A 26,776-nucleotide genomic window follows, 5' to 3' on the forward strand; every position below is an offset into this window, starting at 1 on the left:
GGTGGTCAGCCGGTGGTCACCTTCACCGGTTCCGTCCCCGCCTCGCTGTGCCGCGCCGACCAGTTCTCCAGCGCGGTGCGGCAGGCGTGATCGAGGTGGTGCAGGCCGGAGAGGTCCAGCTCGACCGGGCGGTCCTGGGGCAGTGCCTCGAGGCTGTCGAGGATCTTCGGCAGCCTCAGGAAGGTCGCGTTGCCCGACAAGTACGCCTGGACCGGGCCCACGCCCTTGTCTATGACCTCCAGGCGGACGTGCGAGGCCTCCCACGCCGTCTTGACGATCGCCAGGGCGAGCCCGACGAGCACCCCTTCGAACATGCTGACGGCGACGATCGACACCGCTGTGACGACGAGGATCAGCGCCTCACCCCGGTGCTCGTGCCACAGCGAGACGATCTCGCGCAGCGGGATCAGCTTCCAGCCTGCGTGCACCAGGATGCCGGCGAGAGCGGGCAGCGGGATGACGCCGAGCGCGGCGGGCAGCAGCGCCGCGAACAGCAGCAGCCAGACGCCGTGCAGCACGCGGGACGCCTTCGTCCGCGCGCCCGCCTGGACATTCGCCGCGCTGCGCACGATCACCGCGGTCATCGGCAGCGCGCCGAGCAGTCCGCAGACCGTGTTGCCCGCGCCCTGCGCCATCAGTTCCCGGTCGTACTCGGTCCGGGGGCCGTCGTGCAGCCGGTCCACGGCCGCCGCGCTGAACAGCGACTCGGCGGAGGCGATCAGCGTGAAGGCGAGCACCGTGCCGAGCACGCCCACGCTCGCGAGCTCCCCGAAGGCGTCGAGGCTCGGCAGTTGGATCGAGCCGACCAGCCCCCGTACCTCGACCTTGGCCACCGGCAGCCCGGACGCCGAGGCCACCAGCGTGGCCAGCACGACCGCGCCGAGCGCCCCCGGCACCGTACGCACGCGCCGCGGCAGCCGCCGCCACAGGACGAGCACGGCGATCGTGCCCACCCCGAGTCCGACCGAGGCCAGCGCCTCGGTGCTGCGGGCCGCGTCGACGACGGCCTCCGGCAGCCCGGCGAGCTTGTCGAGTCCGGAGGCGGGGGCCTTGAGCCCGGCCATCGAGTAGAGCTGGCCCGCGATCAGCACGAGGCCGATCCCGGCGAGCATGCCCTCGACGACGGCCACCGAGATGGCCCGGAAGTAGCGCCCCAGCTTCAGGGCGCCCATGAGGAGTTGGAGCACACCCGTGGCGAGCACGACGACTCCGAGGACGGCGAGCCCGTACTCCCTCACGGCCTCGAAGACCAGCACGGTCAGTCCGGCCGCCGGCCCCGACACCTGAAGGCTGCTGCCGCGCATCAGGCCGGTGACGAGACCGCCCACGATGCCGGTGACCAGGCCGAGTTCCGCCGGGACGCCGGAGGCGACGGCGACGCCCACGCACAGCGGCAGGGCGACCAGGAACACGACGATCGAGGCGGCGAAGTCCTGCCGCAGGTGGGGGAGTTTGCTCATGAGGCCCGAAGTGCTCACGGCGCGGCTCACAGCGCCTCGAAGGTGTCGGTGTGCGCACGGTGTTCGCGCACGGCTCCGGTGTGGACCTCGTAGTACCAGCCGTGCAGACGCAGCCGGCCCGTCGTCAGGGCCCTTTCCACACAGGGGTATCCGCGGAGCCTGAGCAGTTGCGCGAGGACGTGGTTCTGCACCGCCTCGGCGACGGTGGGGTCGTCGCCCGGTGCGTCGGACGGGCGCTGCGCCTGCGCGAGCCAGTCGCGCACGGCGGGTACGGCCGTCAAATCATCGCCGCGCACCAGCGCGCCGACGGCGCCGCAGTGAGAATGGCCGCAGACCACGATCTCGGACACGCCGAGCACGTCCACCGCGTACTCGACGGTGGCCGCCTCGGAGGTCGGCCGGCCGGGGACGTACGGCGGGACGATGTTGCCCGCGGTGCGCAGCTCGAAGAGCTCGCCCGGGCGGGCGCCGGTGATCAGGGCCGGAACGACCCGGGAGTCGGAGCAGGTGATGAACAGGACCTGCGGGGACTGGCCGTCGGCGAGCGAGGCGAATTCCTCGGGCCGTCGGCCGAAGGAGCGGGCATGGTCGATGAGGGGCTGCATGTCAGTTCCTCCTGGCGCGCCCTGAGGACGCGTCGGCTTACAAGACGGAGCGTGGGGGGACGCGCTCCGCTCAGCAGCGGAAGACCTGAAGCAGGGCGGGGGAGTGGGCGGTCGAGGATCTCGACGTGCGCGGGTGCGCCGGGGCGAGCGCGAGAGGCGGGTACGAGGCCGCGGGGTCGCTCGCGAGCAGGGCGCGCGGGGGTGTGTCGAGGACGAGATCCTCGTCGCGGGTCCGCTGACGGGCACCCAGAGGGGGTGCCACCTTCTGCGGATGCTCCGCTTCGGCGCAGGAGACGACTTCGCCCCTGTGCGCGGACGCGAACGCCTCGGTGGGGGCGAAGAGCTGCAGGCTGATCAGGACGGCGGCGAGTACCACGTAGAGGGGTCGGGCCGTCGTACCTCGTAACATGCGCCCCCTCCCGGCGTCTCGTCCTCCATGTCAATACATAGGTTAACGCGGCAAGTTGTTTGCAGGGTTAACTCGACGTTTCACAGTGAAGAGGGCCGAAAACGCTGTGGAGGGGCCGAAAACTACGCCTCGACGAGCCCCTTGGCGTCGCGGGCCAGCGCGGTGAGCCGGGAGATCGCGCGGAAGTACTTCTTCCGGTAGCCGCCGTTCAGCATCTCCTCGCTGAAGAGCTGGTCGAAGGGCATCCCCGAGGCGAGGACGGGCACCTCGCGGTCGTACAGCCGGTCGGCGAGCACCACGAGCCGCAGCGCCGTCGACTGGTCCGGCACCGGCTGGACGTCGGTGAGGCAGACGGCCTTCAGGTCGTCGGTCAGGGCGCCGTAGCGGCTGGGGTGCACGCGCGCGAGGTGGTCGAGCAGATGCGGGAAGTCGTCGAGGGAGGCCCCGTCCGTGGCGTACGCGGCCTTCGTGACCTGCTCGTCGGTGAACGGCGCCGGGGCTTCGGGCAGCCCGCGGTGGCGGTAGTCCTCGCCGTCGATGCGCAGCGGCCGGAAGTGCGCCGACAGCCCCTGGATCTCGCGCAGGAAGTCGGCGGCCGCGAACCGGCCCTCGCCGAGCTTGCCCGGCAGGGTGTTCGAGGTGGCCGCGAGCGCGACCCCCGCGTCGACCAGCTTGCCGAGCAGGGTGGAGACGAGGACGGTGTCGCCCGGGTCGTCGAGTTCGAACTCGTCGATGCACAGGAGACGGTGCCCGGAGAGCGTCTGCACGGTCTTCTGGAAGCCGAGCGCGCCGACCAGGTTCGTCAGCTCCACGAAGGTGCCGAAGGCCTTGAGCGCGGGCTCGGCCGGGGTGGCGTGCCACAGGGAGGCGAGCAGGTGGGTCTTGCCGACGCCGTAACCGCCGTCCAGGTAGACGCCCCGGGGGCCGGCCGGGGTCTTCGGCGCCTTGGCCTTGCCGAAGCCGAAGAAGCCCCGCTTGCCGCTGCCGAGCGCGTGCGCCCCGCCGAGACCGGCCGCGAAGCCGGCGAGGACCTGTACGGCCTCGGTCTGGCTCGGCTGGTTCGGGTCCGGAATGTACGTTTCGAAGCGCACGGAGTCGAAGCGCGGCGGCGGCACCATCTCGGCGACCAGCCGGTCCGCGGGGACGTGCGGCTCGCGGGCGCACAGGGACGTGGGGGCTGCTTCGGGTATCGGTTCGATCCAGGAAGCGGCGGTGGAGGACGACACGGTTCCCCACTCTAAGCGCCGTGCCACACTGCACGACATGCGACGCCTGTTCCCTGTGACCTACGAAACAGCCGCCCAGGCCACCGCCGGGGCCCCCGATGCCCCTGGTGCGGCTGTGGCGGATGTGACGGATGCGACGGACCGTGAGTGGGAACTGCTGGAGCTGGCGGAGGCGTACGCCTACCCCGAACTCCGCTCCGCCGGTGTCCGGGAGCCCTGGCTGCGGGCCAACATGGTCTCCACGCTCGACGGAGCCGCCCAGCACGACGGGAAGTCCCAGGGCATCTCCAGCGCCGCCGACATGCGGATCTTCGGGGTGCTGCGGGCTCTCGCGGACGTCGTGGTCGTCGGCGCGGAAACGGTACGCCAGGAGGGTTACCGTCCGGCACGCGCGCGTGCGGAGTTCGCGGCGCTCCGGGAGGCGGCCGGACAGGGCCCGGCGCCCGTGATCGCCGTCGTCACCGCGAGCCTCGACCTGGACTTCTCGCTGCCCTTGTTCACTTCGCCCCTGGTGCCCACGCTCGTCCTGACGGGCGCCGCGGCGGCCCCCGACCGGGTGGCGGCGGCCGAGAAGGCGGGCGCCGAGGTGGTGATCGCCGGGGACGGGACGGGCGTGGACCCGGTACGGGCCGTACGTGCCCTCGCCGAGCGCGGCATGACCCGGCTGCTGACGGAGGGCGGCCCGCGGCTGCTGGGCCAGATGGTCGCGGCGGGCGTCCTCGACGAACTGTGTCTGACTCTTTCCCCGACGCTCACCGCGGGAGACGCGCAGCGGATCGCCGGGGGGCCCGCGATGGCGGTTCCCAAGCGGCTCGAACTGGCGTCCCTCCTGGAGGAGGCCGGATTCCTCTTCGCCCGATACCGTCGCCCCTGACCGGCGGCCCTGGTGTCGGTCAGGGGCGACGGTCCTGGCCGTCGGTCCTGGCGTCGATCCGGGCAAGGTAGCGGAGTAGATCGTTCCGATTATCTTCCGCTGGGCACACTAAAACTCGCAGTCCCCGTGCGATCACGGGGCAGGATGGTTTCCGCAGGGGGCCAGGGAGGCCCACGGAGGAGAAGGGCGCCTGTCGTGTTCACAAGCGTATTGATGATCGAGAAGGCCCTGACGTCCGCCGACGTGGAGTTCGTCACCACTTTGCACGGTGACGAGGTGGTCGCCTTCCATGTGCTGCTCCAGCCGCGGGGCGACCAGGCGGACCGGCTGCTGCGGGCCATCGACGACGTCGCGCTCGGGGAGCTGGACGAGGCGGCCCACGAGCGTGAGACGCCGGAGGGCGCGGACGCGGCCGGTCAGGGGCAGCAGGCCCTCGACGTGTCGCTGGTGGCGCTGCGCTCGGCCGGCAGCGAGGCCGAGGGGCGGCTCATCGAGGACCACCCGCTGGACGCGCTCAAGGCGCTGGTCGACGAGATCGACGCGGACGAGGTCATCGTGCTGACCGACCCGCACTACGTGGAGGAGTTCTTCCACCGCGACTGGGCCTCGCGGGCCCGCCACAAGGTCGGCGTGCCGGTGCTGAAGCTGTTCTCGCACAGCAAGGTGTAGGTCCCCGCCGGGCTCGGCCGTGAGGCGCCGTGAGGGTGCGGTGGTTTTCGGGATGCGGGCAGGTGGTGGCTGGTCGCGCCCACGCAGCGGAGCCGCACATGTCGCGGTCCCGCGCCCCTTACGGGGTGCCTGTCGCCGCACGCAATAGGCTGGGGGCGCGTCCTTTCGCTTGGGCGCGCTCATCGTCGTACCGGATCTTGGGAGAAATGCACATGGCACCCGGCCTTCCTACCGCCATGGACCGACCGCACTTCATCGGCATCGGCGGCGCCGGGATGTCGGGCATCGCCAAGATCCTGGCGCAGCGTGGGGCGAAGGTGGCGGGCAGTGACGCGAAGGAGTCCGCCACCGCCGAGGCCCTGCGGGCGCTGGGCGCGACCGTGCACATCGGCCACGCGGCGGACCACCTGGCGTCCGACGCCACCTGTGTGGTGGTGTCCTCCGCGATCCGCGCGGACAACCCCGAGCTGGCCCGCGCGGCCGAGCTCGGCATCCCGGTGGTGCACCGCTCGGACGCGCTCGCCCGGCTGATGGACGGCCTGCGCCCGATCGCGGTCGCGGGCACGCACGGCAAGACCACGACCACGTCGATGCTCGCCGTGTCCCTCTCCGCGCTGGGACTGAATCCCTCGTACGCGATCGGCGGCGACCTGGACGCCCCCGGCTCGAACGCCCTGCACGGCGACGGCGAGATCTTCGTCGCCGAGGCGGACGAATCGGACCGCAGCTTCCACAAGTACGCCCCCGAGGTCGCGATCGTCCTCAACGTCGAGCTCGACCACCACGCCAACTACGCCTCCATCGACGAGATCTACGAGTCCTTCGAGACCTTCGCCGGCAAGATCGTGCCGGGCGGCACGCTGGTGATCTCCGCGGACCACGAGGGCGCGCGCGAACTGACCCGGCGTCTGCCGGCGGACGTACGGGTGGTGACGTACGGCGACGCGCCGGACGCGGACGTACGGGTCCTGTCCGTGATCCCCCAGGGCCTGAAGAGCGAGGTGACGGTGCTCCTCGACGGCACGGAGCTGACCTTCGCCGTCTCCGTCCCCGGCCGCCACTACGCGCACAACGCGGTGGCCGCGCTCGCGGCGGGCGCGGCGCTGGGCATTCCGGCCGCGGAGCTGGCCCCCGCGATCGCCTCCTACACGGGCGTGAAGCGGCGTCTGCAGCTGAAGGGCGAGGAGGCGGGCGTCCAGGTCGTCGACTCGTACGCGCACCACCCGACCGAGATGACGGCCGACCTGGAGGCCATGCGCGCGGGTGCCGACGGCCGCATCCTGGTGGTCTTCCAGCCTCACCTGTTCTCCCGCACCCAGGAGCTGGCCAAGGAGATGGGCGAGTCCCTGGCCCTGGCCGACGCCTCGATCGTGCTGGACATCTACCCGGCCCGCGAGGACCCGATCCCGGGCGTCACCAGCGAGCTGATCATCGAGGCGGCGCGAGCGGCGGGCGCGGACGTGACACCGGTCCACGACAAGGCGCAGGCGCCCTCGGTCGTCGCGGGAATGGCGAAGCCCGGTGATCTCGTTCTCACCATGGGCGCGGGAGACGTGACGGACCTCGGTCCCGAGATCCTGACCCGCCTGTCGAAGTAGCCGTGACGTTTGTGAGGGGTTGAGCTTCATGTCGTACGACATCGAAAAGCCGGACGAGCAGTGGCGCGCGGAGCTGACCCCGGCCGAGTACACCGTCCTGCGGAAGGCGGGCACCGAGCCCGCCTTCACGGGCGAGTACACCGACAGCAAGACCAAGGGTGTCTACTCCTGCCGCGCCTGCGGCGCCGAGCTTTTCACCTCGAACGAGAAGTTCGAGTCCCACTGCGGCTGGCCGTCCTTCTACGACCCGAAGGACTCCGACGCGGTCGAGCTGATCGCGGACCGCTCCCACGGGATGGTCCGCACGGAGGTGCGGTGCGCTCGCTGTGGGTCGCACCTCGGCCATGTCTTCGAGGGCGAGGGCTACTCGACGCCGACCGACCAGCGGTACTGCATCAACAGCATCTCGCTGCGGCTGGCTCCGGACGAGGGCTGAGGCTCACAGCACCTTGCGATGGACGAGCGCCGAGAGGACGAGGGCGCCGGGAAGCAGGGGGATCCAGACGGTCAGGACGCGGTAGCCGATGACGGTCGCCGTGGCCAGGGACACGGGGGCGCCGAACGCGGCCATGGTGAAGACCATGGCCGCGTCGACCGGGCCGATGCCGCCCGGGGCGGGCACCGCGCCGACGGCGGTACTGGCGAGCAGCAGCGCGAGGACCACCTGAACCCAGGACAGCGTCAGCCCGAGCGAGAACCCGACCGAGGCGATCACGCTCCCCTGGAGCACCGGGGCGGCGGCCGACCCACCCCACAGGGCGAGGACGCGGCTGGGCCGGGTGTGCAGGGTCCGCGCCTCGGTCAGCGCGGTGCGTACGAAGCCGAGCGCCGGGCGGCGCAGCGGGCGTACGACCGTCAGGAGCAGGGCGGCGGTGGCGAGACCGAGCACCGCGGCCCCGGCGGCCATGAGCAACGTCCAGGTGTCCGGGGCGAGGTCGCCGAGCCGTAGTGCGTCCGGGAAGGCCACGAGGAAGACGACGAGCACCACTGTCTTCGCCAGCGGCTTGACCAGTGAGTACAGGGCGAGCGAGGCGGTGGCTCGGGCCAGGGGTATGCCGCGGCGCTGGAGGAAGCGCAGGGTGACGGCGTGGGCGCCGATGCTCGCCGGAAGGATGTGGTTCGCGGCGCCCGCGGCGAACTGCGAGGCGAGCAGCGGCCCGGGCGGCAGCCGTTCCGGCAGGGCACCTTGCCGGACGCACGCGGCGGCCACCCAGCCCAGGCAGGTGAAGAAGACCCCGGCCAGCAGCCATCGGGGATCGGCGGCGGCCAGCCGGGCGGCGCCCTCTCTCACCGCGCGCCAGTCGACCGCCGCCCACGCTCCGATCGCCAGGAGCGGCAGCAGGGTCAGCGTCAGACGGGTGAGACGGGTGAGACGGGTCAGGCGTGCGGCGGAGGGGGACCGGACCCGGGCGGGGCGCGCTACGGGGAGATCGTCGAGCGGGAGCGGGGACACGGCGCACATCGTCCTTCCACGTCACGCCCGCGGTACCGGCGGACGGACACAAGGAGAGGCAGAGCGGAGGGGGACGGGGAGAACGTTCCCGCTCGGTGTGACGGCGCGGTGTCCGGGAGGGGAAGGGGCACCAGCGGCTGGGCGACACGGCCGGACGCGTCGTCCTGTGGGGCAGGGCAGTTGGCGCTCCCGTCGTCGAACGGTAGAAAGAGGGGGCGCACTCGGAACGCACCTGCCGAGTGCGATGGATGGGACGGACGAGACGGACGAGACAACGGAGGCCCCTCATGACGACTCTGCCCGATCGGCCGAACACCGCGCTGCTCGTCATCGACGTCCAGAACGGGGTGGTGGCGGGCGCGCACCGGCGCGACGAGGTGGTCGCGAACATCGACACCCTGGTCGGCAAGGCTCGCGCGCAGGACGTGCCGGTGGTGTGGGTGCAGCACTCGGACGAGCGGCTGGAGCGGGACAGCGAGCGCTGGCAGTACGTGCCGGAACTGGTCCGCCGCGACGCCGAGCCCCTCGTCCACAAGAACTACGGCGACTCGTTCGAGGACACCGACCTCGAGGCGCTGCTCGCCGAGCGCGGGGTGGGCCGGCTCGTCGTCACGGGCGCCCAGACCGACGCGTGCATCCGCGCCACCCTGCACGGGGCCTTCGTACGCGGGTACGACGTGACGTTGGTCGGTGACGCGCACACGACGGAGGACCTCAGCGCGTACGGCGCGCCGCCGCCGGAGCAGGTGATCGCGCACACCAACCTCTACTGGAAGTGGGAGAGCGCACCCGGGCGGCGCGGGGGCACCGTCGGCACGGCGGACGTGTCCTTCGCGGCGGTCGTCGAGGACTGAGCCGTTCTGATCGGCGGCCGTCGGCGGTCGCCGCGCGACAGGGCCTGGCCCTTCGCCCGCGCGGCCCGTTCGACGGCGTGACCGAGGGAGAACAGGCCTTCCAGGCGGTCCGGGTGGCCCACGAGTTGGAGGCCCAGGGGCATGCCCTGGGCGTCCCGGTGGCCCGGCACGGTCAGGGCCGGGAGGCCAAGGAGCTGCCAGGGGCGGCTCAGGACGGGAGACCCGGTGGCCGTCAGGCCCTTCGGGGCGGCACCCGGGGCGGCCGAGCCGAGCACGGCGTCCACGTCGCCGAGCAGTGCCGGCACCGTGGAGCGCTCCCGCCGCGCGACGGACCGGGCGTGCTCGTAGTCCCCGGTGGTGATGGAGCGGCCGTGCGCCAGGAGTTCGTCGAGCGGTGCGCTCAACCGGTCCGGGTGGGTGCTCTCCTCGGCCGGCATCCGCGCGGCCTCGTAGGCCGTCACCGTGACGTGTGCCTCGACGAGGCGGGGGGTGAGGGCGGGCCAGTCGACGTCCACGAGCACGGCGCCGTTCGCGACGGCGTCCTCGACGCTCCGGACCAGAGCCGCCCGCATGTCCCGTGAGATCTCGGCCGGTTCGCCACCCGACCACACAGCCGGCCTCGGGCGCGTCCGCGCTTCGGGAGGGTGGGTGAGCCGGTCCGATCCGGTCAACGCTCCGTACACGAGCCGGAGATCGGCCACGGTCGGAGTCAACAGCCCGACCGCGTCGAGGCTGTGCGACAGGCCCACGAACCCCGTCGTGTCCAGGGAACCCCCGGCCGGCACCACGAAGCCCGCGACCCCGCAGTACGACGCGGGGCGGGTGAGCGAGCCCGCGGTCTGGCTGCCGAGAGCCAGCGGGACCACGCCGGTGACGACGCGGCCGCGAAGGCGCGGGTGGCGGAGCTGCTGGACGTCCTCGGGTACGACGCGGTGGACATCGGCACGCTCGCCGACAGCTGGCGCAGCGAGCCGGGCACCCCGGTTTACGTCGAGCCCTACCTCGCGGCACGGCCCGAGGGGCTGAGCCAGGAGGAGGCGCAGCGCTGGTTCTTCGAGACCCCGGGTGTTCCGGTGCCCGCCGACCGGGTCAAGGAGCTGACCGACGCGGCCGTACGGCGCCCGGCGGGCGAAGCCCGGGCCACCCTCGCCCGGGACTGAGTCACGGAAAAGAGGGGCGGGCCACCGGTGGGGGATGTCCGGTGGCCCGCCCCTGCCGGGGTGGATGGCTGGATCAGCCGACGTCGGAGGCGTCCAGGCGGTACAGGCCGCTGGTGCTTGTGGACGTGGCGGACGAGGAACCGGAGCTGTACGCCGAGGACTTGACGGCCGTGCCGTGCGCCTTGACCCAGGCGGCGATCTCGGAGTTCGTGCCCTGTCCGCCGTCGCTGCTGACGATGATGTAGTGCAGCTTGCCGGACTTCACCAGGCTCTTGAGCTTGGCGAGGGTCATGGCGTTGTCGCTGCCGGACCAGCCGCCCATGGAGATGACGGGCTGCCCGGACTCCAGGATGACCGAGGACGCGGTCTGGTCGGTGGCCACGGCCAGCAGCCAGGTGGCCCCGTCCTGGTGCTTCTTCAGGTACGTGATCATCTCGGACGACACCTGGGTGCCGCCTCCGCCCATCTGACCACCGCCTGTCTGCCCACTGCCTGTCTGGCCACCGTCCGTCCGGCCACCGTCGGTCTCGCTGCCGCCTGTCTCGCTGCTGCCTGTCCCGCTGCCGCTCGGCCGGGTGCCGGAGCCCGAGGGCGCGGAGCCGCCGCCCGACGGGGGCTCACCCATGGACCGGCCGCCGGTACCACTCGTACGACTCGAACCGCTCGTGCCGCCCGGACCTCCGCCCATGCCACCCATGCCGCCACCGGTGTTGGGACCGGCCGTCGGGTTGGTGCCGTTCGTGGCGGAGGTGGCCGCCGAGACCGAGTACGCGGCGGGGCCGGCCAGCAGGGCGACGACCGCGGCCAGCGCGGCGAAGCCGATGAGCCTGCCCCGTCGCATGAAGCGTCCGGCGAGCAGGCCGAGCACCGCGACCGTGCCCGCGACGCCGACCACGATCTCCGCGACGGTGTACAGCGTGCCGGAGCCCGAGACCCGCTGGAGCAGCACGATCGCCCACGCCGCGCTCGCCGCGACGGCGGCCGGCAGGACCCAGCTCCACCTGGCCGCCGAGTCCTCACGGAACGCCCGGTACAGGGTCACGCCGCCCGCACCAGCCAGGGCCGCGATGCCGGGTGCCATGGCGGTGACGTAGTACGGATGGAACGTGCCCTCCGCGAGGGCGAAGGTCAGGTAGTGCAGGACGAACCAGCCGCCCCACAGCATGAGCGCCGCACGCTTGGCGTCGGTGCGCGGGGCCCGGCCGCGCAGGATCAGACCCGCGATCAGGGCGATGGCCGCGAAGGGGATGAGCCAGGAGATCTGGCCGCCCATGATCTCGTTGAACAGCCGGTAGACGCCCGCGCTGCCGCCGAAACTCGCACCGTTGCCCGCCGAGCCGACCGAGGAACTGGCGCCGAAGATACGGCCGAAACCGTTGTAGCCGATGACCAGGTCCCAGACCGTGTTGTCGGTCGAACCGCCGATGTAGGGCCGGGAGGAGGCGGGGATCAGGTCGACGACCACCATCCACCAGGCGCTGGAGACGACCAGGGCCACCGTGGCGACGGCGAGGTGGCGGATCCGGCGGCCCAGGGAGCCGTGCGCGGCCCACAGATGGACGAGGAAGAAGGCCGGCAGGACGACGTACGCCTGCATCATCTTGGTGTGGAAAGCGAAGCCGATCGCGACCGCCGACCAGACAAGCGGCATCAGCCGGCCGGTGCGCACGGCCTTCATCAGCGCGGCGGCGCCGAGCAGCATCAGGAAGACCAGGATCGGGTCCGGGTTGGTGTCCCGGTTGATGGCCACGGTGATCGGGGTCAGCGCCAGTACCAGCGCGGCGACGGTCGCCGCCACCGGGCCGAAATCGCGCTTGACCATGCGGTGGAGCAGGGCCACGGAGCCTGTGCCCACCGCGACCATCGGCAGCGCCAACTGCCAGGTGCCGAAGCCGAAGGCGCGGGCGGACAGCCCCATCACCCACAGGGCGAACGGCGGTTTGTCGACCGTGATGAAGCTGCCGGAGTCCAGCGCGCCGAAGAAGAACGCCTTCCAGCTCCTGGTGCCGCTGTAGACGGCCGCGTTGTAGAAGCTGTTGCCGCTGATGGAGGTGATGTTCCAGGCGTACAGGGCCGTCGCCGCGAGCAGGATCGCCCACAGGGCGGGGCGCGTCCAGCGGGGGTCCTCGGCAGGGCTGGTGAAGAGCCTTCGGCCACGGGCGACGAAGCCGCCGTCGGCGGGCGGGGCCGCCCGGTGCCCGCTGCTCGGTGAGGACGTGGGCGGTGGGGCGAGAGTCGTCATGACGCGGGCTCCAAGCGGGGAGAGGGAGTGCGACGCGGGCGGAAGGCCCGGAGCCGCATCAGGGCGAAGCGGGGTGCGGTGGCGGCGAGGGCGACGCCGACCGTGGTGATCAGGGGCGCGAGGCCGACGAGGGGGCTGCCCACCGCGGCCACGGTGACGGGGAGGCGCGGCAGCCGTCGCGCGCCGCGGCCTCGCGGCCCGCTCACGCCGCCCTCGCCCCGGCGGGCGGGGCGGCGAGTCCCGCGGGGGACGGCGTACGGTCGGCGCTCGCGGGAGAGCCGACCCCACCTGTGGCAGCGGCGGCGGCCGTCACGTGCGCCGTACCGGCCCGGGGCGGCAGCGCGACGCGGGTGCGGCCGGTCAGGATCCGGCGTTGCATCCGGCCCATGCCCTTGAGGTCGTCGACGGCGGTGGCGACGATGTCGACCCGGCTGTCGGGGTCGTCGACCCAGTCCACCGGCACCTCGTGGATACGCAGCCGGTTGCGCTCGGCCAGCACCAGCAACTCGGTGTCGAAGAACCAGGTGTTGTCCTCGATGTGCGCGGCGAGCGCCCTGAAGACCTCGGTGCGCACCGCCTTGAAGCCGCACTGCGCGTCCGTGAAGCGGGCCGCGAGCCCCAGCTTCAGCAGCAGGTTGTAGGAGCGGGAGATGAACTCGCGCTTCGGTCCGCGCACCACCGCCGCCTGGGGGTGCAGCCGGCTGCCGATGGCCAGGTCACTGTGACCGGACAGCAGGGGCGCGACCAGCGGGAGGAATCCGTCGAGTCCGGTCGACAGGTCTACGTCCATGTACGCGACCACATCCGCCTCGGACCGGCTCCACACGTACTTCAGCGCGCGGCCCCGGCCCTTGGCCTCCAGGTGGACGGCGTGGACGTGCGGAAGGCGGGCCGTCAGCTCGGTCGCCGCCTGCCAGGTGGCGTCCGTGCTCGCGTTGTCCGCGACGGTGATCCGGAACGGGAACGGGAAAGAGGCTTCGAGGTAGGCGTGGAGGCGGCCGATGCTGTCGCCGAGGACGTGTGCCTCGTTGTGGACCGGCACCACGATCTCGACCGACCGCTGCCGGACGCCTCCCGCGTTCGTTTCGTTCATGGCCCCGACGATCCGGGCCGGATCTGGGCCGTCGCTGAGCCCGCGCTGAGGGAAGGATGAGAATCAGGGAACTCACAGCTTCCGCACAGCCGGGCCCTGGCAGGTCACAGGAAGACCGGCGAACAGCGCCTTCCCGTACGTCAGTTGCGGCTGGACGAAGCGATCAACTCGTCGATCAGAGTGATCAGTACGTCCCGGCACGACCCGCGCTCCCGGGCGTCGCAGAGCAGCACGGGGGTCCGCTCCGGCAGGGCCAGGGCGTCGCGGATCTCCTCCGGGGTGTACGGGTGCTGTCCGTGGAAGCCGTTGACGCCGACGACGAAGGGGATGCCGCGCCGCTCGAAGAAGTCGATGGCGGCGAAGCTGGACTCCGGCCTGCGGACGTCGATGAGGACCACGGCGCCCAGGGCGCCGATGGCGAGGTCGTTCCACATGAACCAGAACCGCTGCTGGCCCGGGGTGCCGAAGAGGTACAGGACCAGTTCGGGACTGAGGGTGATCCGCCCGAAGTCCAGGGCCACGGTGGTGGCCCGCTTCTCCTCGATGCCGTCGAGGTCGTCGACGTTCAGACCGGCGGAGGTGAGGGGTTCCTCGGTGCGCAGCGGGACGATCTCGCTGACCGCCCCGACCATGGTCGTCTTGCCGACGCCGAACCCTCCGGCGATGAGGATCTTGACCGCGTCGGGAGCGGAGGGTGCGTCGGGTGCCGAAGTCGCGTGCGCGGCGGGGTCAGAGCCGGCCAAGGCCGTCCCTCACTTTCTGCAGCAGGTCCAGGTCCGGGGTACGGGAGACGAGACGCGGAGCCCGGACGGTGATCCGGCCCGCCTCCAGCAGATCGCAGAGCAGGATCACGACCACGCTCACCGGCAGGTCGAGTTCGGCGGCGAGTTCCGCCACCACGATCGTCTTCGCGCACAACCGCAGGATCCGGGTGTACTCGGGCTGCGGCCGGGTGGCGCCCTCGGGCGGCGGATCCACCGCGGTCACCGACGTGATGAGGGTGAAGTCGGCGCGGCTGGGCCGGGTGCGTCCTCCGGTCAGCGTGAACGGCCGTACCAGCCGGCCGGCCGCGTCGCCTTCTCTCACCTCACTCGCCGTTGTCGGCCGTGGCGGCGACGCCCGCACGAGGTGCTGCCCTGAGGTGCTCGCCGATCTTCTTCACCAGCATGTTCATCTGGTACGCCACCACGCCGACGTCCGCGCCCTGGTTGGTGAGCACGGCGAGATGAGCGCCGGGGCCCGCGGCGGTGAGGATCAGATAGCTGTCGCGCATCTCGATCAGCGCCTGGCGCACCGGGCCGCCGCGGAAGTCCATGCTGACGCCCTTGCTGAGGCTCATCAGCCCGGACGCGGTGGCCGCCAGCCGTTCGGCGTCGTCGCGGACGAACGCCGTGGACTTGCTGACGACCAGTCCGTCCTCGGAGAGCACGACGGCGTGGTTCACATCGGCGACCCGTTCCACCAGTCCGGTGAGCAGCTGGTCGAGCTGGCTGTGTGTGGCGGTGCTGGGGCGTGTCATTTCTCTGTCCTTCACGAGCGGTCGGCGGGCGGAGTCCACGAGCGGTCTGCGGGCTGGGTGGGGGCCGGGTCCTCCCCGTGGTCGTACGACGGTTCCTGGCCCTCGAGGTCGTACGGCATCTCCTCGTCGTCGCGGGCCCGGAGCGTTCCGCGCTGGAAGCCCGCGAGTGAGGAGGCGGCGCGTTCCGCGGTGAAGTCGGCGAGGTCGGCGGCGTCCTTGTCGTCGGCCTCGGAGGGCGCCGCCTCCTCCCGCAGCTCCGTGGCCAGACTGGTCTGCGGCACCCGGCGTGGCAGCGGAGTGAGTCCGTCGCGGCGGGCGGTGCCCGGAGCGGGGGCGGAGCGGGGCGCGGCGGAGTCGGCCGTGTGGGCCCGGGCGGCGGGGTGTGCCTCCTCCGTACGTTCATGGGGCCGGCGCTCCGGGACCGCGGCGTCGTCGGAGCCCTTCGCCGCCACGACCGCCGCCGGTATCGCGGTGTCCCCGTCCGTGGCGGGGGAATCGGGGATCTCGCGGACCACGATGTCGTGCGGGATCAGCACGATCGCGGTGGTGCCGCCGTACGGCGAGGAGCGCAGGGTGACGGCGATGCCGTGCCGGGTGGCGAGCCGCGCGATCACGAACATGCCGAGCCGCAGGTCGTCGGCGAGTGCCACCACGTCGAACTGCGGGGCCACCGCCAACTGGGCGTTGAACGCGGTGTAGTCCTCCTCGGACAGACCCAGCCCCCGGTCCTCGATCTCGACGGCCAGGCCCTTGGCCACCATCGCGGCCCGCACCCCCACCGGGCTGGGCGCGGGGGAGTAGGAGGTCGCGTTGTCGATGAGCTCGGCCAGCAGATGGATGACGTCGGCCACCGCGGGCGGGCTCAGGTACACCTCGTCGTCGGTGTGCACCTCCACCCGCTGGTACTGGGCTACCTCACCGACGGCGCTGCGCAGGATGTCGATCAGCGCGACCGGTTCGGTCCAGCTGCGCCGGGGCTGCTCGCCGCTGATGATGACGAGGTTCTCCTCGTAGCGGCGGAGCTGGCTGGCGGTGGAGTCGAGTTCGTACAGGCCCTTGAGGATTCCCGGGTCCTGGTGTTCGCGTTCCAGCGCGTCGAGCTTGCTGAGCTGAAGGTTGACCAGGTTCTGGCTCTGCCGGGCGATGCCCAGGATCACCTTCTGGAAACCGCGTCTGGTGTCGGCGAGTTCCACCGCGGTGTGCACGGCCGTGCGCTGCGCGGTGTTGAACGCCTTGGCCACCTGGCCGAGTTCGTCCTCGCCGTAGTCCAGGGGCGGGGTGGCGGACTCCACGTCGACCTTCTCGCCCCGGTTCAGCCGGGCGACCACGTCGGGCAGCCGTTCCTCGGCGAGGCTGAGCGTGGCCATCCTGAGACCGCGCAGCCGCCGGGAGAGGGAGCGGGTGATGCGCCAGGACATCACGACGCACACCAGCAGGGCGACGAGTCCGCCGGCGCTCAGCGCGGCCGCCTTGATCAGCAGGCTGTGCGCCTTGTCGGCGCTGCGGTCGAGCAGTTGCGTGGTCTGCTGCTGGATCAGGTTCGTGTACTGGTCGGAGATCCTGCCGAGCGCGGTCTTCCAGCGGGCGTGCGCGTCAGGCAGTTCGACCGTCTTCGCCACCTGGCCGTGTGCCGTCCGGGCCGCGATGATCTGGTCCTCGACGGTCTCCAGGGTCTTCCAGTCCTGGCTCTGGAGGACCCGTTCGACCTGGTCCTTCACGGTGCCGTGCAGCGAGTTGAGGACCTGGCCCTGGAAGACCCAGCGGCGTACGTCGACCTGCTGGTCGAACTGCTGCCACGACTGCTGGTCGAGCTTTCCCGAGGGCCAGGCCAGCGCGAGCTGGGCGTCCTCCTGGGCGACCAGCTCCGCCGCGTTCCCCAGCGTGATCAGCGGCCCTGCCTGCGAGGTGAGGTCGCCGTCGTCGACCTGGGAGAGTTCCTGGAAGGCGTGGATCTGGTCGCCGATGATCGAGGTGTACTGGTCCAGGGCCTGCTGGGCGGTGATGTCGGTGGGATGGTCCACCTGCCCCCGGTAGTACTCCAGGCTTCCCACCGAGGCGATGACCGAGTACATCCGGTCGCCGATCCGGGCGGGCGCGTGTCTGAAGTCCTCGGACCGGCGGACCAGTTTCGCGACCGCGACGTCCGTGCGCCCGCGCTGCCGGTCCAGGGCGGCCCGGGAACCGTGCGGCGAGGCCAGCCAGGCGGCCGACAGGCTGCGCTCCTGTTGCAGCGCGAGCGTCGCCTCGGTACCCATGGCACCCGTCGACCGGCTCAGCCCCGTCTGTTCGCGCAGTCGCAGCCCCTCCGAGAAGATCTGCGTCGTCGTCACACCCCACATGGCGGCGAGGGTGACGCTGGGGACCAGCGCCAGCAGGATCAGGGAGAGACGTATGGAGCCGAGACGGCGCCGGGCACCGGTCCGTGGAGACATCGTCGTCCTAGAGCGATCAGCGATGAGAGGGTGCGCAGGATGCTATCCGTACAAGTGACCGTACGCACCGTGAGGGGACGGAAAACCTTGGTGCCGCCTGTGTGGGCGGCAGCGGTTCAGCGGGTTCCGTTGCCTGCGAACTTCGCGACCGAGGAGACGTTCTCCTTGGTGACGAACGCGGGTCCGGTGAGCACGGGAGCGGTTCCGCCGCCGCTGAAGTTGCCGTTGGAGTGGTAGAGCCAGAGCGAGTCCACGGCCAGATAGCCCTGGAGATAGGGCTGTTGATCCACCGCGAACTGTACGTCCCCGCTCTGCACGGACTTCACCAGACCGCTGTTGAGGTCGAAGGTGGCGACCTGGGCCTTGCTGCCCGCCGCCTTCACCGACTTCACCGCGGCGAGCGCGAACTGCGCGCCCAGCATGACGACTTCGTCGACACTCGGGTCCTGGCGCAGTCTGGCCGTGACGGCGGCGCCCACCGCGTCCATGTCGGTGCCGTTCACATAGAGCAGGTCGGTCTCGCCGCCGAAGGTCTTCTTCACCCCGGCGCAGCGGGCTTCCAGGGCGATGTTGCCCTGTTCGTGGATGACGCAGAGGGCGTGCTTGGCCTTGAGCTCGTCCAGTTTGTCGCCGGTGGCCCGGCCCGCGACGCTCTCGTCCTGGCCGAAGTACTCCAGCAGGCCCTCGGACTTCCAGGCGTCGATCCCGGAGTTGAGACCGACCACGGGTATCCCCGCCGCCTTGGCCGCGCTGACCGCGCTCTGCATCGCCTCCGGCTTGGCCAGTGTCAGCGCGATGCCGTCCACCCGGTCGCGGATCGCGTCCCGCACCAGGCTCGCCTGGGCGGCGGCCTCGGAGTTGCTCGCGTACGTCAGGTCGATGTTGTCCTTGGTGGCCGCCGCCTGTGCGCCCTTGCGCACCAGCTCCCAGAACGCGTCTCCGCGGGCGCCGTGGGTGATCAGGGCGACCTTGATCCGGCCGGTGCCCGCCTTCCCCGCCGAGGCGTCGCTCGTGTCGTCCGATCCGCCGGAGCCGGAGCATCCGGCGGCGAGCAGACAGCCCACGGCGATGACGGCGACGAGGGCGGCGCGGGGCGGAGTTCCGGGGGAGTGGTGAGGTGTGGGGGACATGTTCATGGGTGCGGCACCTCGCTGTGCGGCCCGGCGGCGGGTCGGGGAGAGTGAGATCGGTGCGATGTCGGGATGTTGTGTACCGACTGTCGTACTTTCGTTGGGCCGGAGCCAATCGTGTGTCACACTCGGCCGTCAAGTGAGCGGGCCTATGCCGGAGATGACCGGCGTGAGGGTGCCGTCGCCGCATCGTCACTAGTTGGACGCGGGATGCGTGAGTTGGGTGGTATCGCACCTTCCGCATGGGGCGTGGATGTTCAATGATGGTGCGCGGGCCTGACGTTGGGGGGCTGTTGTGTTCATCCGGGGGAGGACGAGATGACGCGTGAGATTTCCGCTGTCCGTGCCGTGCTGCGTACGGGAGTGACGGGCGCCGCGGTCGTCGGCCTGTCCGCGATGTCGCTGGTCGCCGGGACCGCGTACGCGACTCCCGCCGGCCCCGGTGTCACCGCGACGGTGCTCTATCGGACCACCGTGGGGAACACGGACTACACGCTCCGGGAGATCACCATCCCGCCCGGCCAGAGCACCGGCTGGCACTACCACGACGGTCCTCTGTACGGCCTCGTGAAGAAGGGCACCCTGAGCCACTTCGACGCCACCTGCGCGCAGGACGGCACCTACCCGGCCGGCCGTACGATCACCGAGCCCCCGGGCCCCGGCCATGTGCACATCGGCCGCAACGAGGGCTCGGTCCCCGTCGTCCTGGACGTGCTGTACGTCCTGCCCCACGGCTCGCCGTTCTCGGAGGACGCGCCCAACCCCGGCTGCGACTTCCAGTAGTGCCCCAGGGCGCGATCACTCGAACGGCAGCGCCTGTTCGGCCCAGATCGTCTTTCCGGTGCCGGTGGTGCGGGTGCCCCAGCGGTCGGTGAGCTGGGCGACGAGGAGCAGCCCGCGGCCGCCCTCGTCGAAGGTGCGGGCCCGGCGCAGATGGGGAGAGGTGCTGCTGGCGTCGGAGACCTCGCAGATGAGGGTGCGGTCGCGGATGAGCCGGAGCTGGATGGGGGCGCCGCCGTAGCGGATGGCGTTCGTGACCAGTTCGCTGACGACGAGTTCGGTGACGAACGCGACCTCGTCGAGCCCCCAGCGGGTCAGCTGCTCGGTCGCGTACTGCCGGGCGGTGGCGACCTCCGCCGGATCGGCGGGCAGGTCCCACACCGCCACCTCGTCGCTGTCCAGGGTGCGGGTGCGGGCCAGCAGCAGGGCCACGTCGTCCTTGGGATGCTTCGGCAGCAGCACCTGGAGCACGTTGTCGCAGGCGTCGTCCAGATTCGCGGCGGGGACCGTCAGCGCGTTGCACAGCACAGCCGTTCCCGCGTCGGCGTCGAGGTGGCGGGCCTCGAAGAGACCGTCGGTGTAGAGGGCGAGGACGGAGCCTTCCGGCAGGTGCAGCTCGGTGGCCTCGAAGGGGAGCCCGCCCACCCCGAGCATCGGTCCCGCGCTCACCTCGACGACCTTCACGGTGCCGTCCGGAAACAGCACGGCGGGCGGCGGGTGCCCGGCCGTGGCGACCGCGCAGTGCCCGGAGACCGGGTCGTACACCGCGTACAGACAGGTGGCGCCGATCTCCGCGCCCGTCGGGCTCTCGTCGGCCGCCAGATGCCCGACCAGGTCGTCGAGGTGGGTGAGCAGCTCGTCCGGGGGCAGGTCGACGTCGGCCAGCGTCCATACCGCCGTACGGAGCCGGCCCATCGTGACGGAGGCGTGGATGCCGTGCCCGACGACATCGCCGACGACGAGCGCCACCCGGGTCCCGGACAGCGGGATCACATCGAACCAGTCGCCGCCGACGCCCGCCCGCGACAGCGCCGGAAGGTAGCGGGAGGCGAACTCGACCGCCGCCTGTCCCGCCATCGCCTGGGGCAGCAGACTGCGCTGAAGGGCCACCGCTGTCGTGCGCTCCTTGGCGTACCGGCGGGCGTTGTCCACGCAGACGGCCGTGCGGCTGGCCAGCTCCTGCGCCAGCGACACGTCGTCCTGGTCGAAGGGGTCCGGACTCTCGGCGGTGAGCAGCCTCACGAAGACCGCCACCCCCAGCGTCGTACCGCGCGCCACCAGCGGTACCGCCATCAGTGAGAAGTCCCGGCGGTCCGCCTGGTACGGCTTGGCGGCCTGGGCGCCGTGCCGGCTGAGCCATCCGTCGACGTCCGGGTCGCCGGTCCTGGTGAGCACCGCGTGTCCGGTGACCAGGGCGCGGACCGGTGGGGAGGAGGACGGGTAGACGTCCGCCGCGCCCAGGTCGATCGCCGCTTCCTGCACCCCGGCGGTACGGGAGTGGTGCGCGACCCGGCGCAGCTCCACATCGGCATCCACCGGGCCGCCGGTGGGCTCCTCACCCTCGACCACCGAGTCCAGCAGGTCCACGCTCACGAAGTCGGCCAGCTCGGGCACCGCCAGCCGGGCCAGCTCACGGGCGGTGTGGATCACGTCCAGTGTCGTACCGATGGCGGCGGCGGACTTGCTCAGCAGGGCGAGCCGCTGCCGGGCCCGGTACTGCTCGGTGCTGTCGTAACCGGCCAGCGAGACGCCGAGCAACTGTCCGGAGGGGGCCCGCAGCGGCCACATCTCGATGTTCCAGGCGTGCATACGCGTTCCGGAGGGGGCCCGGGTCCAGCTCTCGTAGTGGACGGGGCGGCCGGTCTCGACCACCTGGCGCAGATGGTTGAAGAAGCCGCGGCTGTGCTCCGCGTTCTCGACGGTGTCCGGGAAGTAGCGGTGCAGGACCTCCGCCTCCTGGACGCCCATGATCCGGCAGGCGGTGTCGTTCATCCGCAGATAGCGCTGTTCGGTGTCGAAGACCGACATCGACACCGACGCCTGCTTGAAGGCGAGCTCTCCCAGGTCACGGCCCCGCCCGTCCGGCGCCGCGGTGATCACGTATCCGGCAGGCTTCCCCTCCTCGCCCTGGAGCGGGTACGCCCGCAGGGCCAGCTCGGTCCGCCGCCCGTCCTCGCGCCGTACGGCCACCACACCGTGGCCGCCGTTCGCCCGCAGCGCCCGCCAGGCCTCGTCAGGGTCCCCGTCCAGCAGGTCCGACACCGGTCGGCCGGTGACCTCCGCCGCGGCGTACCCGGTCAGCAGCTGCGCGCCCTCGTTCCAGCCGGTCACGACACCGTGCGCGTCGATCACCACCATGGCGTCACCGGCCGTGGTTACCCGCCCCGCATCGCCCGGGATTTTCACCATATGTACAAGGATGGTGTGATCCGGCAGCCACATCAACCCGGGAGTGGGCCGGAATCCGGTCCAGGAAGGGTCGTCCGTGTGGGCGCTCCGCGGGACTGTGGGGGCGCGGACGCGTCGGCCGCGGCGGCGCGCACGGCCTCCGGCGGCAGGGTGGGGCCGGTGTGGCCGGTGATCCGGCTGTCGCGGACGGGAGGGCCGCCCCTCAGGGCTTCTCCCGGCCCGGGCGTACGAGAGGGGCCATCAGTCGGCCTCGCCGAGCAGCAGGGCTGCGATGATCAGCGGCGCTGAGCCGGCGCCGGCCCGGGCCCGCTCCTCCCGTTCGCGCTTGAGGTAGAAGAGCGTGTAGTCGACGCCGACGGCCAGGCCGATGGCCGCGGTGATCGAGGAGAGCGCGAGCCGCGGGTCGACGTGCTTCTTCCCGTCCAGCTCGGGGCCGTTCATGGTGATGTCGACGCGGACGGCGGTGCCGTTCGCCGCGTGCACGGGGTCGGCCACCGAGCGGACCTCGTCAAGCCCGCGCATCCGGTCGGCCACGTCCTTCGCGGCGGCGTCGGCGGCGTCGGCGGCGTCGGCGGCGGTCGGGTCCAGGCGGCCGGACCCGGGCTTCGCGGTGACCCTCGACGGGTTGAACTTCGGGTCCACCGAGTGGTGGACCCCTGCGGAAGGGATCTGGATTACGGCGTTACGGCCGTCGCCCCCCGGTCCGCATCTCCCGCGGACTCACCCCGTACCGCTGCCGAAACGCCGTACTCAGCCCGCTCGCCGAGGAGAACCCTGAGGCGAAGGCCAGATCGGTGATGGTCAGGTGCTCGCAGTCGGCACACTGGAGGCGCTCACGAACCAGCCGCAGCCGCTCCTCGCGGATGAGGTCGCGCGGAGTGGTGCCGGCACGCTGCAGGGCCAGCTGGATCTGACGCAGGGACCAGCCGAGCGCGTGCGCCATGGACGTACCGGTGAGACCCGGGTCGGCGGCGTGTTCACGGACGTAGCGGCGGACCATCGTCTCCACGTCGCCGAGTTGGCCCGCCCCGTCGGGGCGGTCGTCGCCGAGGGTGAGCATGCACAGCAGCTCGACGACGCGGTCGGAGACGGCGTTGAAGTGCGGGTCGGTGAGGTGGTCCCGCTCCGCGTGCAGGTCGCTGATCATGGAGCTCACCACCCGGCCGAGCCCCCTGCTCAGATCGAGCCCGGTGGCCAGCGGCGACTTGCGGTTCAGCGGGCCGTCCATCTCGCGCGCGGGGATGGTGAGGACGAACGCGTGCGTCGAGGCGTCCTGGAGGCACTCGAAGGGCGCCCCGAAGCTGACGAGGGTGCCGGTGCCCGGTGTGAGCCGGGCCTCCTGGCCGTCCTGCCGCAGCACGATCTCCCCGCTGAGCGGCAGCAGTAATCGGTAGTCCTCGTCGGGGTCCTGGCGGACCTGGCGGGCGGTCCTGCTGTACGCGACCTCGTCCGACCAGAACTTGACGAGCTGATAGCGCTCGGTGCGCTGGCGGACCGTCGCGCCGCGGAAGTCGTCGGTGCGCGCGTACCGGTAGCCCATGGTGGACTGGCAGGACCCGACGTACTCGCTCCAGAAGTCGGCCCGCTCGCGCGGATCCACCTCCGCGGTCGTCCGTGTTTCCACGATGTAGCTCTCCGCGGGCAACGACACCCTCAACTCCAGTGCAGCGAGCGGTAGTTACTCCACGTCAGCCTAGTGCATACAGTCCGTGCGTCCCACGGCAACTTCCTTGCGCGCGAGGACAAGCGTCTGTGCCGACGGGCGGCTACGGTCGTGCGACCCGTCAACTTGCATATGCCATTGAGGACTTCATGACCGAACGGATACCGGAGGCGGCGTTCTGGTGCCTGGCCGTCGGCCTGCTCGCCGTCACCGTGCTGCTGGTGCGCCAGCGCGGGATCACCGGACGGCAGCGCGGCCGGAGCGCCGAGCTCGCGGACGCGCTGCGGGCCCGGGACGAGGAGCTGCGCCACCTGGTCGCGGTCCGCCTGCCCGCGCTCGAATGCGCCCCGCACCAGCCCGCCTCTCCGACGGGTCAGCCCCTCTCCGCGCCGGATCACCCCTCCTCCGCGACAGGTCAGCCCCTGCCTGCGGCGGGGCAGTCCATTCCCGCGACGGGTCAGCCGCATTCCTCGGCGGGGCAGTCCATCCCCGCGACGGGCCGGCCGCATTCCGCGGCGGGTCAGCCCCTCTCCGCGCCGGGTCACCCCTCCTCCGCGCCGGGTCACCCCTTCGCCACAACAGGCCGGCCCCTTCCCGCGGCCGGCGAGTTTCTCCACGCGACGGCCCTCCCCGCCGGGGGCCTCCTCGACGCGCGGCTGGCCGACACCGACTTCGCGAAGTGTCTCGACGGTCTCCTGGAGCGGTTCTCCGACGCCGTGCGGCACGCACAGACCCGCGCCGACCAGTCCGCGAAGGCCGCCCTCAAGGCGTCGATGCGCTCGATCCAGGCCCTCGCCAACGAGCAGCAGGTGTCCATCTCGGAGATGCAGGACCGCCACGACCACCCCGACGTGTTGCGCGACCTGCTCGAGATCGACCACACCAACGCCCAGTTCGGCCGTCGCGCGCAGGCCATCGCCGTACTGTGCGGCTCCTGGCCCGGACGCCAGCGGGCCACCTCCCCGCTCATCGAGGTGGTCCGCGGCGCGACCTCCCGCATCCGCGACTACCGGCGCATCCGCATCAACGGACAGGCCGACATCGCCGTCGAGAGCCGGGCCGTCGAACCGGTCGTCCTCGCCGTCGCCGAACTCCTGGACAACGCCGCGCGCCACTCGCAGCCCAACACCACCGTCGAGGTCAGCGTCCAGGCGGTGCACAACGGCGCCGTCGTGGTCATCGACGACGCGGGCGTCGGCATGGACAGCCGCGGGTCCGAGCACGCCGCCGCGCTGCTGACCGGCCGCCGCGCGGTGGACGTCACCCGCCTCGACGATCCGCCCCAGTTCGGCTTCGCCGTCATCGGCGTCCTCGCCACCCGCTACGGGTTCAACGTCTCCGTGGACACCCGCTCCCCGTACGGCGGCGTCCGTGCCGTGGTCTTCCTACCGGCCGCGCTGCTCACCCACGCCGACCCGGTCCAGGAGCCCCCACCGCCGCGGGAACCGGCGCGCACGCCCCGGCGTACGGCCCGGACGAGCGGGCCCGCGGAGGCGACCACGGCCGGCGGACTGCCCAAGCGGCGCCGCCGCGCACCCGTACCCCCGCCCGCCGCCGAACAGCCCCCGGCGGCACCGGGCGAACCGGCTGCCCCGGCTGCCCCGGCTGCCCCGGCTGCCCCGGCTGCCCCGGCCGCACCGGTCGAGGAGAGCGTGGGCCGGTCCGCGGAGGAGTACGCCCGGCGCATGGGCGCCTTCGCGCGCGGCACCCGCTCCGCGCGGGCCGAGCAGGACACCGCACCCCCCACACGCACCGCGGCCGAAACAGCCGAGGAAGCCGAAGCCCCCCACGAATCCGAAGGGAACACACAGGGATGATCGCGCCCATGACCAACGAGCTGGGGTGGATGCTCGACGAGGTTCTGAAGGTGCCGGAGGCCCGGCACGCCATCCTGCTGTCCGCCGACGGCATGCTCCGGGCCCACTCGGCGGACATCGGCCGCGACGACGCCGAGCGGCTGGCCGCGGGTCTGTCCGGGGTGCAGTCGATCAGCCGCAGCACCGCCGAGTTCGTCGGCAGCGCGACCGCGCCGTGGCGGCAGACCCTGATCGAGTTCGCGCACGGGTACGTCTTCCTCGTCGCCGCCGGTGAGGGCGCCCACCTCGCGGTGTCCACCGGCGAGGACGTGGACATGGAGGCGGTCACCTACCGCATGCACAAGCTGGTCGACCGGCTCGGCAAGGAGCTGACCAGCCCGGCCCGGCAGGACACCGGCAGCCCGGCATGACGCCCGGGCGCCGACCGGGAGGGAGGCTGGTGCGGTCGTACGTCGTCACGGACGGCCGTGCCCACCCCTCCCGCAACACCCTCGACCTCGTCACCTTGCTGATCGCCGCCGACGACCTGCCGCTGACGGGGCTGAACCCGGAGAAGCGCCGGCTGATGGAGCTGTGCCGGCCCGGAGCGCTGTCGGTCGCCGAGGTGGCCGGTCATCTGGAACTCCCGGTCAGCGTCACCAAAATACTGATCGCCGACCTGATGGACAGCGGTCACCTCGTCACCCGGGCGCCGGTACCGGCCGCCCGCCTCTCCGACGCCCGCATCCTCCAGGAGGTACTGGATGGGCTCCGCGCCCGCCTCTGACGACGTCCACCTCGGCCCGGGTGTGCAGACCGCGGTCAAATTGCTGATCGTGGGCCACTTCGCGGTCGGCAAGACCACGTTCGTCGGCGCGCTCTCCGAGATCCGGCCGCTGCGTACCGAGGAGGTGATGACCGAGGCGGGCGCACGCGTCGACGACCTCGCCGGTTCGAGGGGGAAGACGACCACCACCGTCGCCCTCGACTTCGGCCGCCTCACCCTCAGCGACGCCCTGGTGCTCTACCTCTTCGGCACGCCCGGGCAGCACCGCTTCACCGAACTCTGGAAGGACATGACCAGCGGAGCGCTCGGCGCGCTGGTGCTGGCCGACACCCGGCGACTGTCCGAGTCGTTCGACGTCATGGGCGTACTGGAGGAGCTGGGCCTGCCGTACGCCGTCGCCCTCAACGACTTCGACGACGCCTGCGCGTCGCACGATCTGGACGAGGTGCGCGAGGCCCTCGACCTGCTGCCCTCGACCCCGCTGGTGCGCTGCGACGCCCGCGACCGGGTCTCGTCCACCGAGGCGCTGATCGCCCTCGTCGAGTACCTCATGACCCGCAGCGGCGAACTGGAGCCCGTGTGACCCCCGAACCACCACCGCCCGTACCACCACCGCC

28 protein-coding genes are annotated in these 26,776 nt (G+C 71.7%); 11 read left to right on the top strand and 17 right to left on the bottom strand.

What is annotated here, in order from left to right; genetic code table 11:
• Window positions 1-5: 5 nt before the first annotated feature.
• From ACFZDJ_RS46985 to zapE, 4 genes are all read right to left on the bottom strand, one after another.
• A complete protein-coding gene (locus ACFZDJ_RS46985; protein ID WP_391068612.1) occupies window positions 6-1,460 on the bottom strand; it encodes a SulP family inorganic anion transporter in 1,455 nt (484 codons plus the stop codon).
• 26 nt (window positions 1,461-1,486) lie between these two features.
• Window positions 1,487-2,065, bottom strand: a complete 579-nt coding sequence (locus tag ACFZDJ_RS46990) for a carbonic anhydrase (RefSeq protein WP_390938321.1) — start codon at window positions 2,063-2,065, stop codon at window positions 1,487-1,489.
• 70 nt (window positions 2,066-2,135) lie between these two features.
• Window positions 2,136-2,474: a hypothetical protein gene (locus ACFZDJ_RS46995; protein WP_168512139.1), complete on the bottom strand. Its 339-nt coding sequence runs from the start codon at window positions 2,472-2,474 to the stop codon at window positions 2,136-2,138.
• A gap of 122 nt (window positions 2,475-2,596) precedes the next feature.
• Window positions 2,597-3,739, bottom strand: coding sequence for a cell division protein ZapE (gene zapE, locus ACFZDJ_RS47000; RefSeq protein ID WP_384910098.1), 1,143 nt, complete (start codon window positions 3,737-3,739; stop codon window positions 2,597-2,599).
• Here zapE and ACFZDJ_RS47005 point away from each other — a divergent pair.
• The 4 genes from ACFZDJ_RS47005 (at window position 3,738) to msrB (ending at window position 7,277) form a co-directional block, all read left to right on the top strand.
• Window positions 3,738-4,574, top strand: a complete 837-nt coding sequence (locus tag ACFZDJ_RS47005) for a pyrimidine reductase family protein (RefSeq protein ID WP_389605706.1) — start codon at window positions 3,738-3,740, stop codon at window positions 4,572-4,574. The two genes, zapE and ACFZDJ_RS47005, sit on opposite strands and share 2 nt — an antisense overlap.
• Before the next feature lie 195 nt (window positions 4,575-4,769).
• Window positions 4,770-5,243, top strand: coding sequence for an indole-3-glycerol phosphate synthase (locus tag ACFZDJ_RS47010; protein ID WP_101401533.1), 474 nt, complete (start codon window positions 4,770-4,772; stop codon window positions 5,241-5,243).
• Between the two features lie 212 nt (window positions 5,244-5,455).
• Complete coding sequence (gene murC, locus ACFZDJ_RS47015) at window positions 5,456-6,841, top strand: UDP-N-acetylmuramate--L-alanine ligase (protein WP_168517937.1); 1,386 nt, start codon at window positions 5,456-5,458, stop codon at window positions 6,839-6,841.
• A gap of 28 nt (window positions 6,842-6,869) precedes the next feature.
• On the top strand, window positions 6,870-7,277 hold the full coding sequence (msrB, locus tag ACFZDJ_RS47020) for a peptide-methionine (R)-S-oxide reductase MsrB (RefSeq protein WP_390938315.1): 408 nt from the start codon (window positions 6,870-6,872) through the stop codon (window positions 7,275-7,277).
• Between the two features lie 3 nt (window positions 7,278-7,280).
• Here msrB and ACFZDJ_RS47025 read toward each other — a convergent pair whose 3' ends face one another.
• Complete coding sequence (locus ACFZDJ_RS47025) at window positions 7,281-8,294, bottom strand: lysylphosphatidylglycerol synthase domain-containing protein (RefSeq protein ID WP_391068616.1); 1,014 nt, start codon at window positions 8,292-8,294, stop codon at window positions 7,281-7,283.
• A 287-nt stretch (window positions 8,295-8,581) separates the two neighbouring features.
• On the opposite strand from ACFZDJ_RS47025, the gene ACFZDJ_RS47030 reads away from it, so the two are divergent.
• On the top strand, window positions 8,582-9,148 hold the full coding sequence (locus ACFZDJ_RS47030) for an isochorismatase family protein (protein ID WP_391068619.1): 567 nt from the start codon (window positions 8,582-8,584) through the stop codon (window positions 9,146-9,148).
• Here ACFZDJ_RS47030 and ACFZDJ_RS47035 read toward each other — a convergent pair.
• Entirely contained in the window at window positions 9,061-10,014 is a 954-nt protein-coding gene (locus tag ACFZDJ_RS47035; RefSeq protein WP_391068622.1) for an amidase family protein, read from the bottom strand. The genes ACFZDJ_RS47030 and ACFZDJ_RS47035 overlap by 88 nt on opposite strands.
• 30 nt (window positions 10,015-10,044) lie before the next feature.
• Here ACFZDJ_RS47035 and ACFZDJ_RS47040 point away from each other — a divergent pair, with 30 nt between their 5' ends.
• Window positions 10,045-10,308: a hypothetical protein gene (locus ACFZDJ_RS47040; RefSeq protein WP_391068625.1), complete on the top strand. Its 264-nt coding sequence runs from the start codon at window positions 10,045-10,047 to the stop codon at window positions 10,306-10,308.
• A gap of 73 nt (window positions 10,309-10,381) precedes the next feature.
• Here the strand turns inward: ACFZDJ_RS47040 and ACFZDJ_RS47045 are convergent, their stop codons facing one another.
• From ACFZDJ_RS47045 to ACFZDJ_RS47080, 8 genes are all read right to left on the bottom strand, one after another.
• Window positions 10,382-12,550: a glycosyltransferase family 39 protein gene (locus ACFZDJ_RS47045; RefSeq protein ID WP_391068628.1), complete on the bottom strand. Its 2,169-nt coding sequence runs from the start codon at window positions 12,548-12,550 to the stop codon at window positions 10,382-10,384.
• Window positions 12,547-12,756 carry a hypothetical protein gene (locus tag ACFZDJ_RS47050; protein ID WP_391068630.1) on the bottom strand — a complete coding sequence of 70 codons (210 nt, stop codon included), beginning with the start codon at window positions 12,754-12,756 and terminating at the stop codon, window positions 12,547-12,549. The genes ACFZDJ_RS47045 and ACFZDJ_RS47050 overlap by 4 nt, the downstream gene beginning before the upstream one ends.
• Window positions 12,753-13,643 (bottom strand): glycosyltransferase, encoded by an 891-nt coding sequence (locus tag ACFZDJ_RS47055; RefSeq protein WP_391068633.1) that lies wholly within the window; start codon window positions 13,641-13,643, stop codon window positions 12,753-12,755. The genes ACFZDJ_RS47050 and ACFZDJ_RS47055 overlap by 4 nt, the downstream gene beginning before the upstream one ends.
• A gap of 140 nt (window positions 13,644-13,783) precedes the next feature.
• Window positions 13,784-14,386 (bottom strand): ATP/GTP-binding protein, encoded by a 603-nt coding sequence (locus ACFZDJ_RS47060; RefSeq protein ID WP_390938299.1) that lies wholly within the window; start codon window positions 14,384-14,386, stop codon window positions 13,784-13,786.
• Window positions 14,373-14,729, bottom strand: a complete 357-nt coding sequence (locus tag ACFZDJ_RS47065; RefSeq protein WP_391068636.1) for a DUF742 domain-containing protein — start codon at window positions 14,727-14,729, stop codon at window positions 14,373-14,375. Before ACFZDJ_RS47065 ends, ACFZDJ_RS47060 begins: the two co-directional genes overlap by 14 nt.
• 1 nt (window position 14,730) lies before the next feature.
• A complete protein-coding gene (locus tag ACFZDJ_RS47070) occupies window positions 14,731-15,162 on the bottom strand; it encodes a roadblock/LC7 domain-containing protein (protein ID WP_168512165.1) in 432 nt (143 codons plus the stop codon).
• Between the two features lie 11 nt (window positions 15,163-15,173).
• A complete protein-coding gene (locus tag ACFZDJ_RS47075) occupies window positions 15,174-17,594 on the bottom strand; it encodes a nitrate- and nitrite sensing domain-containing protein (RefSeq protein ID WP_391068640.1) in 2,421 nt (806 codons plus the stop codon).
• A 116-nt stretch (window positions 17,595-17,710) separates the two neighbouring features.
• Complete coding sequence (locus ACFZDJ_RS47080) at window positions 17,711-18,730, bottom strand: substrate-binding domain-containing protein (RefSeq protein ID WP_384910041.1); 1,020 nt, start codon at window positions 18,728-18,730, stop codon at window positions 17,711-17,713.
• 312 nt (window positions 18,731-19,042) lie between these two features.
• On the opposite strand from ACFZDJ_RS47080, the gene ACFZDJ_RS47085 reads away from it, so the two are divergent.
• Entirely contained in the window at window positions 19,043-19,507 is a 465-nt protein-coding gene (locus ACFZDJ_RS47085; protein ID WP_384910038.1) for a cupin domain-containing protein, read from the top strand.
• Between the two features lie 15 nt (window positions 19,508-19,522).
• Here ACFZDJ_RS47085 and ACFZDJ_RS47090 read toward each other — a convergent pair whose 3' ends face one another.
• The 3 genes from ACFZDJ_RS47090 to ACFZDJ_RS47100 form a co-directional block, all read right to left on the bottom strand.
• A complete protein-coding gene (locus tag ACFZDJ_RS47090) occupies window positions 19,523-21,913 on the bottom strand; it encodes a SpoIIE family protein phosphatase (RefSeq protein WP_390938289.1) in 2,391 nt (796 codons plus the stop codon).
• A 240-nt stretch (window positions 21,914-22,153) separates the two neighbouring features.
• On the bottom strand, window positions 22,154-22,555 hold the full coding sequence (locus ACFZDJ_RS47095) for a hypothetical protein (RefSeq protein WP_391068643.1): 402 nt from the start codon (window positions 22,553-22,555) through the stop codon (window positions 22,154-22,156).
• A 40-nt stretch (window positions 22,556-22,595) separates the two neighbouring features.
• A complete protein-coding gene (locus ACFZDJ_RS47100; RefSeq protein ID WP_391068646.1) occupies window positions 22,596-23,537 on the bottom strand; it encodes a helix-turn-helix domain-containing protein in 942 nt (313 codons plus the stop codon).
• A 188-nt stretch (window positions 23,538-23,725) separates the two neighbouring features.
• On the opposite strand from ACFZDJ_RS47100, the gene ACFZDJ_RS47105 reads away from it, so the two are divergent.
• Genes ACFZDJ_RS47105 through ACFZDJ_RS47120 form a run of 4 tightly spaced genes read left to right on the top strand, consistent with a single transcriptional unit; the run spans window position 23,726 to window position 26,742 of the window.
• A complete protein-coding gene (locus ACFZDJ_RS47105; RefSeq protein WP_391068649.1) occupies window positions 23,726-25,393 on the top strand; it encodes an ATP-binding protein in 1,668 nt (555 codons plus the stop codon).
• On the top strand, window positions 25,390-25,803 hold the full coding sequence (locus ACFZDJ_RS47110; RefSeq protein WP_389598939.1) for a roadblock/LC7 domain-containing protein: 414 nt from the start codon (window positions 25,390-25,392) through the stop codon (window positions 25,801-25,803). Before ACFZDJ_RS47105 ends, ACFZDJ_RS47110 begins: the two co-directional genes overlap by 4 nt.
• The gene (locus ACFZDJ_RS47115) at window positions 25,800-26,159 is read left to right on the top strand and encodes a DUF742 domain-containing protein (protein WP_101401548.1); all 360 of its coding nucleotides are present in this window, start codon (window positions 25,800-25,802) and stop codon (window positions 26,157-26,159) included. The genes ACFZDJ_RS47110 and ACFZDJ_RS47115 overlap by 4 nt, the downstream gene beginning before the upstream one ends.
• Window positions 26,137-26,742, top strand: a complete 606-nt coding sequence (locus ACFZDJ_RS47120; protein WP_391068652.1) for an ATP/GTP-binding protein — start codon at window positions 26,137-26,139, stop codon at window positions 26,740-26,742. Before ACFZDJ_RS47115 ends, ACFZDJ_RS47120 begins: the two co-directional genes overlap by 23 nt.
• Window positions 26,743-26,776 lie beyond the last annotated feature (34 nt).

Source organism: Streptomyces sp. NPDC007896, assembly GCF_042959425.1.
Classification (GTDB): Bacteria; Actinomycetota; Actinomycetes; order Streptomycetales; family Streptomycetaceae; genus Streptomyces.

Bases quoted from the DNA above. Each gene is read 5' to 3' on its own strand.
- ACFZDJ_RS47115 (WP_101401548.1), top strand. From the start codon at position 25,800: ATGACGCCCGGGCGCCGACCGGGAGGGAGGCTGGTGCGGTCGTACGTC.
- msrB (WP_390938315.1), top strand. From the start codon at position 6,870: ATGTCGTACGACATCGAAAAGCCGGACGAGCAGTGGCGCGCGGAGCTG.
- ACFZDJ_RS46985 (WP_391068612.1), bottom strand. From the start codon at position 1,460: ATGAGCAAACTCCCCCACCTGCGGCAGGACTTCGCCGCCTCGATCGTC.
- ACFZDJ_RS47090 (WP_390938289.1), bottom strand. From the start codon at position 21,913: ATGGTGAAAATCCCGGGCGATGCGGGGCGGGTAACCACGGCCGGTGAC.
- ACFZDJ_RS47120 (WP_391068652.1), top strand. From the start codon at position 26,137: ATGGGCTCCGCGCCCGCCTCTGACGACGTCCACCTCGGCCCGGGTGTG.
- ACFZDJ_RS47110 (WP_389598939.1), top strand. From the start codon at position 25,390: ATGATCGCGCCCATGACCAACGAGCTGGGGTGGATGCTCGACGAGGTT.
- ACFZDJ_RS47030 (WP_391068619.1), top strand. From the start codon at position 8,582: ATGACGACTCTGCCCGATCGGCCGAACACCGCGCTGCTCGTCATCGAC.
- ACFZDJ_RS46995 (WP_168512139.1), bottom strand. From the start codon at position 2,474: ATGTTACGAGGTACGACGGCCCGACCCCTCTACGTGGTACTCGCCGCC.
- ACFZDJ_RS47085 (WP_384910038.1), top strand. From the start codon at position 19,043: ATGACGCGTGAGATTTCCGCTGTCCGTGCCGTGCTGCGTACGGGAGTG.
- ACFZDJ_RS47005 (WP_389605706.1), top strand. From the start codon at position 3,738: ATGCGACGCCTGTTCCCTGTGACCTACGAAACAGCCGCCCAGGCCACC.
- zapE (WP_384910098.1), bottom strand. From the start codon at position 3,739: ATGTCGTGCAGTGTGGCACGGCGCTTAGAGTGGGGAACCGTGTCGTCC.
- ACFZDJ_RS47045 (WP_391068628.1), bottom strand. From the start codon at position 12,550: ATGACGACTCTCGCCCCACCGCCCACGTCCTCACCGAGCAGCGGGCAC.
- murC (WP_168517937.1), top strand. From the start codon at position 5,456: ATGGCACCCGGCCTTCCTACCGCCATGGACCGACCGCACTTCATCGGC.
- ACFZDJ_RS47080 (WP_384910041.1), bottom strand. From the start codon at position 18,730: ATGAACATGTCCCCCACACCTCACCACTCCCCCGGAACTCCGCCCCGC.
- ACFZDJ_RS47075 (WP_391068640.1), bottom strand. From the start codon at position 17,594: ATGTCTCCACGGACCGGTGCCCGGCGCCGTCTCGGCTCCATACGTCTC.
- ACFZDJ_RS47105 (WP_391068649.1), top strand. From the start codon at position 23,726: ATGACCGAACGGATACCGGAGGCGGCGTTCTGGTGCCTGGCCGTCGGC.
- ACFZDJ_RS46990 (WP_390938321.1), bottom strand. From the start codon at position 2,065: ATGCAGCCCCTCATCGACCATGCCCGCTCCTTCGGCCGACGGCCCGAG.
- ACFZDJ_RS47055 (WP_391068633.1), bottom strand. From the start codon at position 13,643: ATGAACGAAACGAACGCGGGAGGCGTCCGGCAGCGGTCGGTCGAGATC.
- ACFZDJ_RS47070 (WP_168512165.1), bottom strand. From the start codon at position 15,162: ATGACACGCCCCAGCACCGCCACACACAGCCAGCTCGACCAGCTGCTC.